This window comes from Halocola ammonii, assembly GCF_049334165.1.
Classification (GTDB): Bacteria; Bacteroidota; Bacteroidia; order Flavobacteriales_D; family Sanyastnellaceae; genus JBEGHD01.
Genome location: NZ_JBEGHD010000001.1, coordinates 319,355 through 337,733, shown reverse-complemented (window position 1 = coordinate 337,733; position 18,379 = coordinate 319,355). Strand labels below are relative to the sequence as shown.

Below are 18,379 nucleotides of genomic sequence, written 5' to 3'. Positions count from 1 at the left end.
CTACGAAACTAAATACTTAACACCTATGCTGGATCAACTAAAAATCAACCGGATTCTCTTTTTGGATATTGAGACAGTGCCGCAAAACAGAAGTTTTGATGATCTCGATGATGACTTCCAACAGCTCTGGGAAAAGAAGTCCCAGTTTATGCGCGAACGCAAAGGAATCGATCTCGAAGATTCCTACGAAAATGCAGGAATCTATGCCGAGTTCGGAAAAATCATCTGCATCTCTGTTGGATTTTTCGTGCAGGAAGGCACCGACTGGAATTTTCGCACCAAGTCTTTTTGTGGTCACGATGAGCGCGAGCTGCTCGAAGATTTTGCCCAGGTAGTCAGGAAGTTTTACAAAACCGATTATGACAGGCTTTGTGCTCACAACGGCAAGGAGTTCGATTTCCCCTACATCGCCCGCAGAATGGTGGTCCACGGAATGGAAATTCCCTATATGCTCCGAACGCATGGTAAGAAACCCTGGGAAACAAACCACCTCGACACGATGGAACTCTGGAAGTTTGGCGACTATAAGCACTACACTGCTTTGCACCTGCTCGCGAAAATTTTGGATGTGCCAACGCCCAAGGACGACATTGACGGCAGCCAGGTGAGGAGAGTTTACTACGAAGAGAACGATTTGGAGCGAATTGAAAAATACTGCCGAAAGGACACGCTAACTGTTGCTCAGGTTCTCCTTCGCTTTATGCGCCTTCCGCTAGTGAAGGATGAAAACGTGCATGCTGTATAAAAAAACAGCCCCCGATAAATCGGGAGCTGTAAGCCTAAAAATCAAGGTCTGGTTCCGTTTGTTGAGTTTCGATTTTGTCTTACCACGGCACCAGTGCGAGGCCAACCGTGAGGTTGTGAAGCTCGGGACCTTTTCCATCTTCAAAGAGAGGAGTGAGTCCGTAGTTGGCAAATAGGGTGTAGTTTCTATAACCGATTCGCACGGCTGCATCGAGTGTGAATGGAGTCAGGTTGAAGTCACCTTTTTCACGGTGTTTTACTTTTACGCCCTCTTGCTCGTATTTCTGCTTTTTAATTGTTCCCATGTTCCAGCCACCGATTACACCACCGGCAACGTGGAAAGTTCTCTCAGGGTCTAAGCTCGTATTGAACTCAAGCATCAGTGGAATTTTGAGGTAGGAAGCACGGAATTTGTTCTTGTCAAAATCATTATAGTCACCTACATCCGCAAAGGTCGAGTCACCTGGTAGTCCAGCAAATTCATTCGTTACAACATTCACGCTATCCCCAAAAGTGTAGCTATTGTAGGTCAGCCCGATACCGGTAACCAATCCAACGTAGTCTTTTACGATACGAATCTTAGTTTCGAAGAGATTGAAGCTCCAGCTCAGTGAACGAGCGTAATCTTGCTCCAACCATTCACTTCCTTCGGGATAATCTGTATCGTGATCCGGGGTGAGGAGGATGTTCACTCCGAGGTCAATTCCGCCCCAGTGGGTCAACTCGTCTTTGTTGTCGCTGTCATCATCGTCTTCCTCTTCTTCGTCTTCATTGCTCACCTTCGTGTTGTCTTCGGTGATGGTGACATTCAATTTTCCGACTTTAACTCGTGTTGTATCAGAATTTTTTTCCTCTTGCTCTTCCTGAGCCATGGCCAGCAAAGGGCCGATAAAAATGAGTAGTATTAACAAATATTTTTTCATGACTGTGTGATTTTCGTGTTTGTTTGACCGTAGGACGCCCCCCAATGAATATTTGTTACAGCCTTCAAAAAAATATTTAGTCGATCCTGTTTTTCATACCTTATTATAGGGACGAATAGAAAAACTAATAGAGCGGAGGTGATTTGAAACAGCCATGCGTGTGTGTAGGCATAAAGATTCGTTCCCTTTTTGAGAAATAAGGTAAGGGAGTGTGAAATCTCAACGGGTTCTAATTTCCACTCATCACGAGAAACATTCCGCTTAACAATTAAAAATCAGGAAACTGCTACTTTGCTGTAACTTAGATTAAACGAAAGCGTCTTACCCCTACAAACCAAAAAACAATGTCATGAAAAAAGCAGTAGCAATCAGCTTAATTTTATTCAGTTTGGTTTCTGCGATTAGTTTGCAGGCCATCACACCGAGTGAGGTTGCACCCCACGAGGAAGTATTGATTAGCAATGCCGGTGAAAAGCTCAAAAAGCAGATCAACCGTCACATGTTCTATCCAATTTTTGCACAGCAAGAAATGCACGGAACAGTAGAAGTGAGCTTTATGATAAATGAAGAAGGTACAGTAAAAGTGCTAAACATTCAGTCTACTAATCCAGATCTCGTGGACTACGTGCTGGAGAAACTGAAGAAAATAAAACTCTCGGAAGAGGATGAGAGTGTAGGAAAAACAATAAAGTATCGCTTCGTATTTAAAAAACAGGCTTAATGATGATCAAGGGAAATTAAAAACCCTGACTTTTCGAGGTCAGGGTTTTTTTGTGCTTATGCTTTTTCCAATCGGAAGTCGTAGCTTTCCATAATTTCGTTCGCCAGGAGCTTTTTACAAGCTTCATCCACTTTTTTCTCAGCGGCTTTTTCGTCACTAGCTTCAATCATCAAGGTGATGTGCTTGCCGATGCGGACATTCGAAATTTCTTCCAGTCCCAGGTTTTTCATGCTTCCGGTAACCGCCTTGCCCTGTGGGTCGAGTAGGGCTTCGAGTGGCATTACGTTAATGTGAGCTTTAAACTTCATGGATTTGTGTTCTTAAATGAGTTGTTGATGAGCGATAAAATCAGGTACAAAAATAGAATTATTGGTATCGCTGTGAAAAGATTTCCGATGATAACGAACGCCAAAATCAACAGGACGAGCGATACAGCTACGAAGATGATTCGAATTTGATTTTCACGCCACTTCAGACTCTTGAATTTCATGGCGAAAAGAGGAAGTTCTGCTACGAGCAAAATGGACATAACTATTGAAAGTACCACTAGTGTGGCAGGGCTGAAAATGAAGTTTTTCAAAGCAGCTGGCAATTGCACTTCAGCAGCATAAATCATGCTCAATGATACCCAAAGTAGTGCATTTGCCGGAGTGGGTAGCCCGATGAACGAATCCGACTGTCGCGTGTCGATGTTGAATTTTCCGAGACGAAATCCGGAGAAAGCTGCCATCACCAGCGGGATGAAAGCTAAGCGCGCATCGAGCTCACCAATTGATTCCAGACAAAGGTGGTAAGCCATCAAGGCAGGCACAAGTCCAAAAGTGATTACATCAGCCAAAGAGTCGAGCTGTTTTCCGAGCTCACCACTAACTTTTAAAATTCTCGCTACGGCACCGTCTGCAAAATCGAAAGCCGCTCCCAGTAAAACCAAAAGGGAAGCAGTCGCCAGGTCTTTCTCCTGAAGAATGAAAATCGCTGCAGCCGCTCCACAAAGCAGGTTAGAGAGCGTAATCAGGTTGGGGATATGTTTCTTGATTTGCACGGGGCTAAGATAAAAATTCGATTGACGGAACTTTTACACCTCCTGGTCGTTTAACCTGTTGGTTTGAGAGAGCAATTTTTTATATTTGTCCTCCAATGAAAAATTTGGTCTGGTGGCCGAGCGGCTAGGCAGAGGTCTGCAACACCTCGTACAGCGGTTCGAATCCGCTCCAGACCTCAAGAAAAAGCCCGGACATGCATTGCATCGTCCGGGCTTTTTTGATTTAATGGCTATCGGAAAAAGAAAGAGGCGCTCATTTCCTGACGCCCCCTAAAATGTTTTTTTAAGTCGTGCTTACTTCTTTTTCCCGCCCATGCTCATGAACTTGTAGCCTGATGTAGATAGAGTTTCGTTACTATTTTTCTTCATGTTCTTAATAGTCATCACCGTTTTCTCATCATTCTTGGTGCTTTCCATCACTGTTTGAACAACCATTCCTTCAGGGTAACTTTCCGGCATTTGCATTTTCATCTTTTGCTGCTCAGACATAGCCTGAAAGTAAGAAGTCCATTCCATATCACTGTCCATTGTCGTCCAAACGAATGTTTCGTAATCTTCGTCATCCGCGTTTTCGAGTTTGTACTCCTTACAACTGAAGCCATTTATCGTTTTGGTGCGACCTGTTTCAACAAATGTAATATCGCTTGACTCCATTTCTCCTTCTTCACTTTCGAAGACACCTTCATCCAGACTCATGACCATTCCGTAGCTTGGCGCTCCAGGCTGTGCCTCTGGCATAGTAATCATTTGAAGATTGTCGTAGTCAAAGACCATTTTAAAAGATGTTCCCTGGTTTGTACCATACATTCCAAAATAAGATTGCGACTCCGAGAAAAGCATGGTGTATTCCATCTCATCTGTGGCCTTGCCTTTTTTGTCGTACATCTGCACGTGCATGTCCATTGAGTGGTCGAACTGATACTCATCCTGAACCTCGACATCGCCACCCCCAAAGAGGCCCATCATCGCATTTTCTTGCTGCTGCTGATTACTCTCTTGAGATTGCTCCTGAGCTTCCTCCTGTTTATCAGATTTCTTCTTCTTTTTGTCCTTTTTTTTGAAAAGTCCTTCGATGGCATCGAGTCCTTTGTCAATTCCGTTGTCAATTTTCTGATCTACACGCTGGTTGGTTTTGCGCTCTGCTTTTTCTTTTGCCCGATCGGTCACCTGGGCTTGTCCTTGAGTGAAGACGAGAAATGTAAAGGTGAGCAGAATTGCTGAAAGGAAGCTAGTCGAAAGTTTCATCGTAGTATTTTTTGGTTTTAGAATTGTCTGCACAAAGGTACAAATCCCTAGCAAATAAAAGTTTAGGCTGAAACGAAGCCAAAAAAAACCCGGAGTGGTTGGCTCCGGGTTGTTTCTTAGTTAATGACTTTTTTTAAGAGTCAATTAGCTAGACTTAGTTAAGGAATAGAAATTTATAGAGTCGGTTTTAGTGTTGGTCGAAAACCGCTATCGCGACTCTCGTGGTTAAAAGACGAGAAGGTTGCGCGGGGGTTGTCTCTTTTTTTGAAAAAAATTTGATTCCTATTCTCAATGGTCTATAATTCAGTGGATTAAATTTCTTTAATAACAAATTCTGTTCGCCTGTTTTCCTGATGTTTCCATTCAGGACACTCTTCTTCAGAGCATTCGTGTAGGAGGCTTGATTCACCAAATCCTTTTGCGGTCAGTCGCGAATTGTCAATCCCATTTGACGTGAGATAGCGAACAACTGAAGCTGCGCGCTTGCGAGACAGGTCTAGATTATAATCAGCACTGCCACGATTATCGGTGTGAGATTGGATTTCTATCTCCATATTCGGATTAGACTTCATGAGGTCTGCAAGTTTGTTGAGTTCAGGTTTGTCTTCCTCTCTAATGTAAGATTTGTCGAAGGCGTAGTAGATGTTGCTCAACTGAATGGTTTGATCTTTTTCAGGCTTGAACAGCTGGAAGTCAGATCGTTGAGCAGGAGCTGATTCTGCTGGAGTCTCAAAGTTTGTTTTTTGTGTAACGTATCCCTCTTTTTTGCAAACCACAGTGTACCTCGAATTAGCTTCCAGAGCAAATGCGTACTGGCCCTCGGGATCGGAAGAGATCTCTTTTAACAGATTACCTTTTTCATCCAAAAGCTGGAGAGTGGCATTTTCTGCCGGAATCTTTTCCTTCGCGAGATAAACAAACCCCTCTACACCAAAGTCATAATCTTCGAGTTCAATGTTCACCCGATCAACGTACTCCGAATTGTTATCTCTATTGGCTGTGGAGGCTTCTTTGAAGTAACCTTCCTTTGAGCCCATCACTACTGCCTGATCAGTTGTGTCGAGTTCCAGTTCGTAGCGTCCCGATTCGTCTGTGCTGATTGCCACATCGCTGCTATCGGTTACAGAGCTTCGTCTCACGGTTACCGTAGCGCCTTCAACCGGTTCCTTGGTTTCCTGATCGAAAACGATTCCGCTGATAACAGTTTTTTCAGGATCTGCAATTGCATAGTGATACACATCGTCATCGCCCATTCCTCCAGGTCTGTTACTACTTAAAAACCCACTTTTTCCATTCTCAAAAACACAAATCCCAAAGTCATCGTGGGTTGTGTTGATGGGATAGCCCATGTTAAAAGCCACAGGATTATTATAATTTAAACGGAAGTAATAGAGGTCGAGACCACCAAGGCCAACGTGTCCGTCTGAGGAAAAGTAGAGCACTTCGTCATCTACAAGGTACGGGAACATTTCATTGCCGGAGGAGTTGACCACTGGTCCGAGATTTTTTGGCTCGCTCCATTTTTCATCGATTTTCTCAGAGTAGTAGATGTCCGTTCCGCCATGTCCACCAGGCATGTCTGAAACAAAGTAAATCGTGCTTCCGTCTGACGTCAGTGTCGGATGCCCAACGGAATAGTTTTTATTGTTGAGCTCAAATGGCTGAACGTCACCGAATTCTCCATCGTTGAAAGAGCTGATGAAAATTCCAAGGTTTAAATTTCCGTTTTCGTCTTTTTGCTGCTTGCCATCGATGTAATTATTTCTGGTGATGTACAGTTTCCCTTCGTTTTGATCGTAGCTTACGGTTCCCTCGTGAAACCGTGTGTTCAGGTCATTTCGAAGTACATCGGGATTTGCCAACGTGCTGTCTTTTTCAAGGTCTGAAGCAAAGATGTTCAGATAACTCTGATCATTCCAGTTGTAGGTTCTCGTTTGGCCTTTACCTTCTCTTCTGGATGATGAGAACAGAACTTTGTCGTCCATAAAAACAGGTGCGAAATCGGAATACTTTGAATTGATTGCGGCAATCTCGAGGTTGAATCGGCTTGAATCTCGTAAGAGGCTCTTTACCCAATTGGGATGCTCGTGGTATTTTTTGGCAATTTCATTTTCTGGATACTGCCTGTAGATTTCTTCATAAATCTCTGCTGCCTCATCCAGCTTTCCATTTTGCTTGAGCACATCGGCCAGCAAAATCAAATCATCAACGGACTTCTCTTCGAGTTCCGTGAGTGTTTTTAGTCGGGCCTCGGCCAGGGCGTAGTTCCCGGTATTGCTCAAGCTCACAGAAACTTTGCGAAGAGCCTCGCTGTTTTCGGGATGCTTCTCCAAAACGTCATCGTAAATGGCAATAGCTTCCGTAAAGTCAAACGCCTGAAAGTGCTTGTCCGCAAGTGTTAGCTTGCTCTTTTGCGCCAGCGAAAAGCCAGTGAAAAGAAAAAGACAAATGAAAAAGGTGACTATGGATTTCATAGAAATTGGTTTTCGCAGTTTTTTTAGAAGTAGCGTGGAGACTTGTCACCTCCGTATTTTCGGCCAAAGTCTACACCGAGCATAATTTCATGTGTTCCGTTGTTGTAGCGTCCCAAATCGGAAACGGTGTAGTCGTAAGCGTAGCCAATCTTAATTTTGTTGTTGATCTCATACTGAGCCAAAAGGCCTACGGCATCTTCGTAGCGATACATGGCTCCAATCCAGAGCTTATCATAGAAAAGGAAATTGGCTGTGAGGTCGGCAGAAAGAGGGGCTCCGTTGACAGCTCTCACCAACATCGAAGGCTTGAATTTTACGTAGCTATTGATGTCGAAAACAATGCCGGCAATAAAAAATCCGTGTACTCGCTCCGTGTTTTCTTGAAAGTCGGGCAGTGTAGAGTCCCACAGTTTATTTTGAAAAAGTCGGGGGACAGAGAGACCCACATAAAAACGATCGGAGTAGTACATTGCTCCTGCTCCAAGGTTGGGAAGCAGCTTGCTTTCGATGTTTCCAGCAAAGGCAGGATCGTCCTGATCCAGCGGGTTGAGAGAAAGAAGATCGGCCTGGAAAAGACTCGCTCCGGCTTTTAACCCAAAGGCCAGCTTTGTTCTGTCGAAAATTATCCGATAGGAAAAGTCAGCATAAAAAGCTGTTTGCTGCACAGGTCCATAGCTATCGTTGATCACGGTTCCTCCGAGACCAATGCTTTCTCTGCCAAGCGGACTGTGAGCAGTGAGTGTTTGAGTAACCGGTGCTCCGTCAAACTGGGTCCACTGATGTCGGTACAGCGCAGTGACGTTCAGCAAATCTGCACTTCCCGCATAGGCCGGGTTGATCGCCAGTGTGTTGAACATGTATTGCGAAAACATGGGGTCTTGCTGAGCAGAGAGCACGCTACAGCTCAGAACTCCAATGGCAAGAAAAAATATGTTATAAAGTTTTTTCATGGTTCATTTTCGTTTTTCGATCACCTTCTTAGGTAAATGAATCCGGTAATTGGCTTGATGTGGTCCACTCCCAAATCGAGGATGTAGTAGTAAGTGCTGACAGGTAACTCCTGACCTATCGTAGCCGAATGCTCACTGACACCGCGCCATTTATTTTGATACGGTGCCGCAGCATAAACCTGAGCACCCCATCGATTGAAGATTTTTAATGAATTGTTTGGATAATTCTCGATGTTCGGAATCACAAAGAATTCGTTGTAAGCATCACCGTTAGGCGAGAACGCATCGGGAACTTCCAGGGTCAGGCAATCCTGAAGAATGAATGCCACGGTGTCGGTTGATGTTCCGCAGACTCCGTTGTCGATGGTGAATGTGAAAGTGCTCGTCACATCTTCCAGAGGTTGATTGATGTTACCGAGTGAAAGCACGGTTGTTTGAGGATTTGATGGATCCTGAAGTTGGGCAGGGCCAGAGATCACTTCCCAGGTAGTAGTACCTGGATGCGGGGGTTCTTCTCCCATCAACTCGAATGGATAAAACTCGTCTTCGCAAATTTCCTGATCCTCTCCTGCGTAAGCTTCTCCTACCGTTTCATCATACACAAAAACAGACATCGTATCTGAGGTTACTCCACAAAAACCGTTGTTAACCGTCCATTCGTAAATGTGCTCTCCAATTGGCAAATCGTAGACGTAAGAAACTTCATTGGCCGTGTTGGCAAATTCACCAGTGCCCTGTAGGATCGTCCACTCTCCAAAAGCAGTGTTGCCGATCGTTACGCTACCTCCAAGTTGAAGTGAGTCCACTGCACTGCAAAAGCTCAGGTCTTCCCCGGCATTGGCCATAGCCACATCAGTGTTGTTCAAAAACAAGTTGATGGTGTCTGTACTTACTCCCGATGCGCAAGGGCCATTGTAGATTTGCCAGGTGAGTATTGTTTGACCAAAGTCAAGCTCATCGACAGTTGTATTGGCAATGCTTGAGTCTGCTATTGTTGCGTTTCCGCTAATCACTGTCCATTCACCATAAGCTGGCGAAACTGGCTGATTTCCTTCCAGGGTTGTACCGTTAAAAGGTGAACAGAATTCCTGATCCACTCCCGCAGAAGCCATTGGTGAAGATGGGTCGAAAACTGTGATTCGGACAGAGTCGACTCCGGCAATTTCGCAGTTTCCATTGTAAACAGTCCAGGTAAGTAGGTACTCACCAGTTCCCATTCCACTGAGTTGAGCAGAAGGATCATTCACATTCGATAGCGAGCCTGTACCTTCGATGATGCTCCACGTTCCTGTAGCTGGAGCGATCGGTGCCACTCCCTCCAATGTTGTGTTGTCAATCGGGCCGCAAAGCTCCTGGTCAGGACCTGCATCGGCAAGTCCTCCATTTTCATTGAAAACAGTGATGTTCACCATATCGAAACTTCCACCCTGAGCGCATGCTCCGTTGTCCACTGTCCATCGAAGAGAATGAACTCCTACTGTCAACGAACTTACCGTGGCATTCGGGTCGTTCACATCGCTGATGGAAGCACTTCCACTCATCACTGTCCAGGTTCCCTGCGCTGGTGAGACTGGAGGTGTAGCATTGAGTTGTACTGAACTTGTTGGTGTACAAATTTCGATGTCTTCTCCGGCATCCGCCTGCGGAATGTTTTCATCGAAGAGTGAAACAATCACTGTGTCGCTAGAAACCGAATTACAGGCTCCGTTTTCTGTTGTCCAAACAAATGTGTTTATTCCAGTACTGAGATCGGTTACCTGACTTGTGGGATCCGAAGAATCGTCAAATGTTGCTGTTCCATTGATGACTGCCCAACTACCGGTAGCAGGGAATATCGGTGCAGCGGCTTCAAGTTGAGTAAAGTTGTTAGGCTGACAGAGTTGCTGGTCGCTTCCGGCAAACGCGTCACTCATCGAGTTGTCGTTCACGAAAATCTGAACGGTATCAACGACAGCACTGTTCGCACAGGCTCCGTTGTCGACACTCCAGGTAAATGTGTTCACGCCAACGGTCAAACCGCTAACTTCAGTGTCAGGATCATTTACATCTTCAAAAATTCCATTTCCACTTACCACGTTCCATGTCCCAACGTTTGGCGAAGAAGGGGTGTTGGCCTCAAGTTCAGTTGTAGAAGTTGGCGTACACAGGAACTGATCTGCTCCTGCCTGAGAAACAGCTCCGTCTTCAAAAACGGAAACATAAACGGTATCCGAGGTTATGGCGTTTGAGCACGCTCCATTGTCGAGCGTCCAAACAAAAGCCGTTGTTCCTACCGAAAGACCGGAGACAATCGAGTTTGGATTGCTCGGCTGCGCGATGATTGCCGTTCCGGAGAGCAAACTCCACTGACCCGAAGCTGGCGGGTAGTATTCGTTTCCATCGAGCGTTGCTGTAGTTTGAGGAAAACAAATTTCGATGTCATCGCCAGCATTTGCTGCAGGTGCATTTTCATCGTAAATAAAAATCGAAATTGTATCGGTGGTAAGCGATCCACAAGGCCCGTTGTAAACTTCCCATACGAATTCGTTTTCACCAATAGTCAGTCCGCTGATGTTTGTCTGCGGATTATGGATGTCGTTGATTGTTCCGTTTCCGGAAATCAGAGTCCAGGTTCCTTCGGCCGGGTCGAGTGGTGTAGTCGCGGTCATCTGGGCAGTGCTCACCGGGGTACAGAAGAACTGGTCTCCGCCTGCATCAGCCGGTGGGTTTGCGTTGTCAAAGAGAATCACGGAAACGGTATCAGTAGAAACTCCGCAAGATCCGTTGTCGATAGACCACACAAAAATGTTTTCACCCACAGAAAGATTGGTCACAGCCGTCACATTGCTTTCTGGTGATTGAATAGTACCAGTACCCGAGAAAAGTGTCCACTCCCCGGTTTGCGCTCCCTGAGGAGCATTCCCGATGAGGTTGGTGCTCGGCTGAGCTCCGCAAAATTCCTGATCCGGACCTGCATTTGCTGTTGTGGCGTTTTGTTGGAAGACGGCTACAGTAACAGTGTCGGTGGTGATTCCACCGCAAGCTCCATTGTCGATAGTCCAAACGAAGACGTTGTTGCCAAGTCCGAGGTCGTTCACATCGGTTGTTGGATTAAAAGGCTCTTCGATTTCTGCAGTTCCCTGAATCAACGTCCATTGTCCGAGAGCTGGAGCTGTAACTCCATTTGCCGCGAGGTTTGTGTTGATGTTCGGTGTGCAAAGCTGTTGATCTGGGCCCGCATTGGCGTCCGTCTGGTTTTGATCAAAAATGAAAATTGTAACCAGATCGCTCGAAACGCTACTTCCGCAAGGGCCGTTTTCTACTGTCCATTCAAAAATGTTAGCGCCTACTGTTAGTCCCGTTACTTCCGAGTTAGGATCGTTTGGATTTGTAATCGTTCCCGTTCCGTTCACCAACTGCCAGGTTCCCGTTGCAGGGAAAACCGCAGGATTGGCATTTAACAATGCAGTCGAGGTTGGACTGCAAAACTCCTGATCGACTCCGGCATTGGCTAGTGGCGCGCTCGTGTCGAAAACAAATACAGAAACAGAGTCAGATGTGATTCCATTGGAGCAAACTCCATTGTCGATGGTCCACACAAAAATGTTTTCTCCAACAGAGAGTCCGGTTACGCTTGGCGTAGCACTCGAACTATTGCTAAAGTTTCCGCTGCCCTGAACAATTGACCAGGTTCCCTCGGCTGCGCCAATTGGGCTGTTACCCGAAAGCGTAACCTGACTGGTTGTCGAGCAAATCTCAATGTCGGTTCCAGCGTCTGCATCGGCAGCTGCGGAGGAGTAAACAGTGATCGTAACGATGTCATTGGTAGAAGGTCCGCAAGGTCCGTTGTCCACAGTCCAGCGGAAAACGTTTTCACCTACTCCAAGACCGGTTACGGTTGTGTTTGGATCTGTAGGATCTAGAATCGTGGCAGTTCCGCTGAGCAGAAGCCATTGCCCGGTTGCTGGAGTGGTGAGCGAATTTCCGTTTAATGAAATCGATCCGATAGGGGTACACAGTTCCTGATCGTTTCCTGCATCTGCCATAGCCTGGTTTTCATCAAACACAAAAATGCTTACCTGATCGGTGGTGGTTCCAGACGGACAGGCTCCGTTTTCGACTGTCCATTCAAAAATGTTTTCACCCACAGAAAGTCCGGTTACCGTGGCTTGCGGATCATTTTCATTGCTAAAGACTCCACTTCCTGAAATCACTGACCAGGTTCCTACGCCTGGATAAGTGTAGTTGCTTCCAGAGAGTTCCACTGAGCTCGTGCTGCTGCAGATTTCCTGATCATCGCCAGCATTTGCCGCAGGCTGATTTTGGTTGTAGATAAAAACTGAAACCGTGTCACTTTCTACTGCTGGGTTGGCGCAAGTTCCGTTGTAGATCGTCCACACAAAAATGTTTTCACCCTGAGTCAGGTTGCTCACCTGAGTGTTGGGATTGTTAGGGTTTGAAATGTTTGCGCTTCCAGAAAATAACGTCCAGGTTCCCTGTGCTGGAGCAGTTACGGCCGTTGCGTTGAGGTTTGTTGTTGAAGTCGTGGAGCAAAACTCCTGATCAGCTCCCGCATCTGCATCGGCCACTGTGTTGTCAAAAACGATGATGTCCACTGTGTCTTGCTGCGTTCCGCAAGTTGCGTAGTCCAGAGTCCAGACAAACCTGTTGACTCCCAGTGAGAGTCCAGTAGCATTCGATTGCGGGTCGTTGACATCGGAAAAAGATCCAGTTCCCTGGAAAACCGTCCATGTACCCACTCCCGGAGATTGAGGTACAGAGGCATCCAACGTGGTCGAAGTTGTTGGTAGACAAAGTTCCTGGTTGTCACCGGCATCAGCCTGAGTTCCACCGCTGTTGTAGACCGTCACTGTAATTTGATCTGAAGTTGATCCTCCTGCACAAGGCTCGTTGGTAATCGTCCATTCGAAAACATTTGCTCCAGTACCCAGTCCAGTGACTTCGGTTGCGGGGTTCGTGGCATCTGCAAAAGAACCACTTCCGCTCACGAGAGTCCATTGACCAGTGGCCGGGTAAATTGGTGAGTTGGCTTCAAGGAAAGTAGATGTTTCTGGCAAGCATAAGTTTTGATCTCCCCCGGCATTCGCTGCTGCTGCGTCTTCAAAGTAAAGACTGATTGTCACCTGATCGGAAGTAGTTCCTCCGGCACAGCCGCCATTTTCGATGGTCCATTCAAACACGTTGTCTCCAACTTCAAGACCGGAAACCGTTGCGTTCGGATCGTTGATATCGCTAAAAGAGCCGTTTCCGCTGACAACTGTCCAGGTCCCCTGACCGGGAGCTGGCACGCTGTTTCCCTGAAGAACGGTTGATGTGGTACTCGAGCAAAACTCCTGATCGGCTCCCGCATCGGCATCGTCAGCGTTGTCGTCAAAGATGAGAATTGTGATCTCGTCTGTGGTGGTCGCTGGAGTGCAAGGCCCATTGGAGATTGTCCACGCAAAAGTATTGACTCCCACGGTCAGTCCTGAGACTGTAGTGTTGGGGTCGTTCGCATCCGCAAAAGCTCCTGTTCCACTAACAACTGTCCAGGTTCCAACTGCCGGGAAGGTGGCACTATTAGCCGAAAGACTGGCAGAGCTCACCGTGGAGCAAAACTCCTGATCTGGTCCGGCATTGGACTCTTGCTGATCGGTTGGAAAAATGAAAACTGATACCTGATCACTGTCTTCACCTGCGCAAACTCCGCTGTCGATGGTCCACTCAAAAATATTCTCTCCGACAGTCAAGCCGGTTACTTCTGTGTTTGGATTGGTTGGGTCGTCAATGATTCCGGTTCCGCTCACAACTGTCCACTGTCCGGTGGCGGGGAAAACTGCTGCGTTGGCGTTGAGTGTAGTTGAGCTGATAGGTTCACAAAACTCTTGGTCTGCACCTGCATCGGCTGTCGTTGCGGCATTGTCGTAAACGAAAATCGAAACTTCGTCTGTAGTGATTCCCGGATTACACGGGCTGTTGTTCGTATTCCATCTAAATCTGTTTTCGCCAACACCAAGACCTGTAACTGTGGTGTTGAATTGCGTTGGATCGGTGATCGTGCCTGTTCCTGAAACCAAAATCCATTCACCTGTTGCCGGAAAGATCGGTTCGTTTCCTGCGAGAGTTGTAAAATCTGTTGGTAGACAAAGTTCCTGATCGGGACCTGCAGAAGCTGCTGGTGCGCTTTCTTCGTGCACGAAAATCGACACCTGATCTACTGTGATTCCAGAAGGGCAAGGGCCATTATCGATGGTCCACTCAAATACATTTTCGCCCACACCGAGGTTGGTGATTTCTGGAAATGATGAATTGGGGTCACTGATGTCACCTTGACCGCTGACGAGCGTCCAGGTACCAACTCCAGGGAAAACCGAGTTGCTGGCATCCATCGTTACCGAAGCAACTCCAGAGCAGATCGATTGGTCGGGTCCGGCATCGGCATTTGGGGCGTTTTCATCGTACACGATCACAGTAACTTCGTCAGAAGTTGCCGCAGGATCGCAAGGCCCGTTGGTGATTGTCCACTGGAAAGTGTTTATCCCGATGCTCAGGTCTGAAACAGACGTGATTGGATCGGTAGGGTCTGCGAAAGTTCCGGAGCCGTCAACCAATTCCCATTGGCCAGAAGCAGGATAAACCGGGGAGTTGGCGTTCAATGTTGTTGAAGACTGCGTAGAGCAGATTTCGATTAGATCGCCTGCGTCAGCTGCTGGTTGTGAGATGTCGTAAACTAAAACGGTTACCTGATCGCTCGATGCGCCAGAGCACGCTCCGTTGTCTACAGTCCATTCATAAATATTTTCACCCACAGGAAGGTTGGTCACTGTGGCATTCGGATCGTTTGGATCGGAAAAATTCCCGCCACCCTGAATGACTGTCCACGTTCCCGTGCCCGGTCCTGGCACTGGCGAAGCGTCCATGTCTGCCGTCACAGAAACGGCCAGATTGTAGCAGTGTTCCTGGTCTGGGCCTGCTTCAGCTACGGGTGCATTTTCGTCAAAAATGGTGATGGTAATTTCATCGAAATTCGATCCCCCACAAGGTCCGTTTTGGACAGTCCAGCGAAAAACATTTTCACCGATTCCCAAACCACTAATGTTGGCGTTTGGATCGTTGATATCGCTGATAGTTCCGTTTCCACTTTCGAGTGTCCAGGTCCCCACAGCGGGCGATACAGCTGCGGTGGCTTGCATCGAGTAGGTGCTGGTGGGCGTGCAATAAGACGCATCGGGACCTGCTTCTGCCGGAGCTTGAGCGCCTTCGAAAAGTGTGATTTCTACCTGATCTGAGTCACCGCTTGAGCACGGTCCGTTGTCTAAAGTCCATTCAAAAATATTGGATCCAACTGACAGGCCGCTGACAGTTGTGTTCGGATCGTTGGCATCAGCAAAAGTTCCGGTTCCACTAACAACCGTCCACGTTCCAGTTGCAGGGCTAACTGGAGAGTTTGCCGAAAGTGAAGCTGAAGTGAAGCCTGTTTCACAAAATTCTTCGTCCTCCCCAGCATCGGCTATGGAAGCAGAAGAGTTGTAAACCGTGATCGTCACCTGGTCGGAAGAGGAGTTTCCGCAAGCGCCATTTTCTACGGTCCACTCAAAAATATTTTCCCCTACCTGAAGATTTGAAACGACTGTCTGCGAATCGGAAGAATCACTGAAAACTCCAGCACCTGAAATCACTGTCCAGGTGCCATTGGCGGTAGTTCCGAGAGCACTACCCTGGAGGTTATAAATCTGGTCGCTCGAACAGATGGCGTCATCGCTTCCGGCATTGGCCACGGGCACAGAGCTGTCGTAAATAAAAATTTGCACGATGTCGGAGGTAGTTCCGCAAGGGCCATTGTCGATTGTCCACTCAAAACGGTTCAATCCAAGTGCAAGACCGGAGACTTCCGCATTCGGATCGTTTGGGTCGTCAAAAGTTCCGGTTCCCTCGAGCACTGTCCATTGGCCCGTTGCCGGTGCGATCACATCGTTTCCTTCCATTTCGAAAAGCACAAAATTGGCTTCGCAAAATTCCTGATCCTCGCCTGCATTTGCCGCAGGCTGGTTCTGATCGTACACATCTATCTGTACTTCATCAGTTGTGTTTCCACCCAAACACGGACCGTTTTCCACTGTCCAGGTGAGGATAGTTGTTCCCACCTGTAGGTTCGACACCTGAGCATTTGGGTCGTTTTCATCGCTTATAAAAGCATTTCCTGAAGTAACATTCCAGGTGCCCACAGCGCCTTCACTCAAAGGGCTTCCATCAAGTTGAAGTGAAGTCTGATCTGAGCAGATGTCTTCATCGTTGCCGGCATTTGCCGCAGGCAGCGTTCCATCAAAAATGGTAATAGTAACCTGATCAGTATTTAGTGCGCATCCATAGTCCTGGTTCCACTGGAAAATATTTTCTCCAACCGACAGGTTTGTGACTTCGGTATTGGGACCGAGTGGGTCAGCAATGGTTCCTCCGCCAGCGACTACAGTCCAGTAGCCATCCACCAATGGATCTGGATCAACAGCACTCAAAAAAGCATTTGTTTCACCGCAGAATTCCTGGTTAGCTCCGGCATCGATGGGCGTGTCGGGATCGACAATGTGGAAAACCAAATCGATTTGATCTTCGAAATCGAACCTGTTGGTGAGGCTAAAAGTGACAGTGTCTTTTCCTGTGAAGTTAAAAGGAGCAGTGTAAGCGAAGCACGTGTCATAAGGAGCCTGAGATGGTGCTACCGTAACTTCACCCTCGCTATCCGAAAACTCTACAATGTTGTGGTCGTTTCCACAACTGTAGACTTCCATGCAGTGGTAAACAATGTCACCAGGGCAGAGCGTGTCAACGGTGTAGTTTGTGGAAGGAACATTCTCGAAAGGATCAATGAATTCGAAAGCATCATCGAAACCAGAGAGGAATCCGTAGGTCCCTGTTGCTCCGTTGTTTCCTGTTAGAAATCCAACGTGGAAAAAGCCGTCAGATGAAATGATGTTGTCATTTTGGAGAGTTTCCTGAGGGAAAGTAACTCCCACGTAATCTGGATTTCCCTGAACATTTTGGATAATTGCTGCATCGTAATCCGTATAAGGTACGCCATTCAACTCGAGTGTCGATAAGGCATCTGTCGTGGCTATCACATTCATCGCCTGGTAGTCAGCATTCTGATCGAAAAGAGAAAACTCCACGTAGCGACTCCCCGTGCAGTTTAGCTGAGGCATGAGTGACATTCCAACTTCATCATCATCGGATGCACCGGTTACGTGGTAGGTGTAAACTTTCTTATCCGCGTGGATATAAAGAGGATTCCCAAAATTGCCATTGAGGGTGTAGCTCAAAAACTCTCCCTGATCGAGAGTGCCGATAGGAGCGGGAATTCCATTTCTCCTTACTTCTGTATCGTCTTCTGTGGCCACCACAATCACATAGTCAAAAGGGTTGTCGTTTTTTCCTTTGATCATGATGTAATCTGTGCCTACTAATTCGATAGGAACGAGCTGATCTGTTCCTCCATCTGCCGCACCGCCTCCTTGAATGCGCGTGTGGGTAGAGCCACTAATCACTACAATTTCTTTGTCGCTGGTGACATGACCTCCGGCTACGTGCTCGGTGGGACCGTGGCCTCTCACCAAATAGCTTTCTCCTGCATCAAGCGTGAGTGTAAATGGGTTTGGAAGATCTCCCGCACCCGGCTGATACATGTCGAAAGGAGTTTCAATGGTGATCTGAGTATTGTTTTTCGTAGCCATCACGGAGATGAAGTGATGTTCGTTGGGACCGTAAGTTGCGTTTTGATTTCGAACCTGGCTGCCCGTCCAAAAGTCTGTTCCGAGTCCGCTTCTTCCTTTCAATGTTACTACCGTTTGGTTGTGCACTCCGGAAACTCTGTGCGAAACCTGAATCGCTGCAGAGGAATTTATCAGAAACCCATTTTGCAAAATCTGGTTTGAAATCTGAGTCATCCCAAGGGAAGGAGTGAGCGGAATGTTGAGAGGGTTTCCCGAAGATACCACCGTGTCGATCACGAGAGTAGTTCCATCAGAAGTCTCGATATGCACATCTACCGGATTGGAAAATGGCGTAGAGATAAAAAGCTCTGATGGTTGGTTTTGCTGGGCGTTGCCGGTTTCCCAAATCGGGGGCATCCAGAATTGTGTATCGAACTGGGCATGCACAGAGAAAATAGCACAGAGGAATGCAACAGTTAGCGTTGCACGTCTAATTCGGGCAGAAGTTGACGTTTTCATTTAATTGCTCCTTAAATATTTTGACCTTCTGAATGGTCTTGCCATTCAGTAGATTTACTCGTTTTAGCGGTTTAGGTT

9 protein-coding genes and 1 tRNA gene are annotated in these 18,379 nt (G+C 47.0%); 3 read left to right on the top strand and 7 right to left on the bottom strand.

Features of this window, described 5'->3' with window-relative positions; genetic code table 11:
• Positions 1-25 precede the first annotated feature (25 nt).
• On the top strand, positions 26-745 hold the full coding sequence (locus ABHV44_RS01375; protein ID WP_459072842.1) for a 3'-5' exonuclease: 720 nt from the start codon (positions 26-28) through the stop codon (positions 743-745).
• Between the two features lie 79 nt (positions 746-824).
• On the opposite strand, the gene ABHV44_RS01370 is transcribed toward ABHV44_RS01375, so the two are convergent.
• Positions 825-1,667 (bottom strand): outer membrane beta-barrel protein, encoded by an 843-nt coding sequence (locus tag ABHV44_RS01370; protein ID WP_459072841.1) that lies wholly within the window; start codon positions 1,665-1,667, stop codon positions 825-827.
• Positions 1,668-2,016: 349 nt separating this feature from the next.
• Here ABHV44_RS01370 and ABHV44_RS01365 point away from each other — a divergent pair, with 349 nt between their 5' ends.
• Positions 2,017-2,388 (top strand): energy transducer TonB, encoded by a 372-nt coding sequence (locus ABHV44_RS01365; RefSeq protein ID WP_459072840.1) that lies wholly within the window; start codon positions 2,017-2,019, stop codon positions 2,386-2,388.
• A 56-nt stretch (positions 2,389-2,444) separates the two neighbouring features.
• Here ABHV44_RS01365 and purS read toward each other — a convergent pair whose 3' ends face one another.
• Both purS and ABHV44_RS01355 read right to left on the bottom strand, forming a co-directional pair.
• Positions 2,445-2,696 carry a phosphoribosylformylglycinamidine synthase subunit PurS gene (purS, locus tag ABHV44_RS01360; RefSeq protein WP_459072839.1) on the bottom strand — a complete coding sequence of 84 codons (252 nt, stop codon included), beginning with the start codon at positions 2,694-2,696 and terminating at the stop codon, positions 2,445-2,447.
• Entirely contained in the window at positions 2,693-3,430 is a 738-nt protein-coding gene (locus tag ABHV44_RS01355) for a CDP-alcohol phosphatidyltransferase family protein (protein ID WP_459072838.1), read from the bottom strand. Before ABHV44_RS01355 ends, purS begins: the two co-directional genes overlap by 4 nt.
• A 106-nt stretch (positions 3,431-3,536) precedes the next feature.
• Between ABHV44_RS01355 and ABHV44_RS01350 the strand changes: the two genes are divergently transcribed.
• Positions 3,537-3,607: transfer RNA gene (locus tag ABHV44_RS01350), tRNA-Cys, on the top strand.
• Positions 3,608-3,724: 117 nt separating this feature from the next.
• Here ABHV44_RS01350 and ABHV44_RS01345 read toward each other — a convergent pair.
• From ABHV44_RS01345 to ABHV44_RS01330, 4 genes are all read right to left on the bottom strand, one after another.
• Positions 3,725-4,675 (bottom strand): hypothetical protein, encoded by a 951-nt coding sequence (locus ABHV44_RS01345; protein WP_459072837.1) that lies wholly within the window; start codon positions 4,673-4,675, stop codon positions 3,725-3,727.
• Between the two features lie 311 nt (positions 4,676-4,986).
• Positions 4,987-7,149 (bottom strand): OmpA family protein, encoded by a 2,163-nt coding sequence (locus ABHV44_RS01340; protein WP_459072836.1) that lies wholly within the window; start codon positions 7,147-7,149, stop codon positions 4,987-4,989.
• Between the two features lie 23 nt (positions 7,150-7,172).
• Complete coding sequence (locus tag ABHV44_RS01335; RefSeq protein WP_459072835.1) at positions 7,173-8,099, bottom strand: PorP/SprF family type IX secretion system membrane protein; 927 nt, start codon at positions 8,097-8,099, stop codon at positions 7,173-7,175.
• Positions 8,100-8,119: 20 nt separating this feature from the next.
• Positions 8,120-18,301, bottom strand: coding sequence for a T9SS type B sorting domain-containing protein (locus ABHV44_RS01330; RefSeq protein ID WP_459072834.1), 10,182 nt, complete (start codon positions 18,299-18,301; stop codon positions 8,120-8,122).
• Positions 18,302-18,379: the final 78 nt, after the last annotated feature.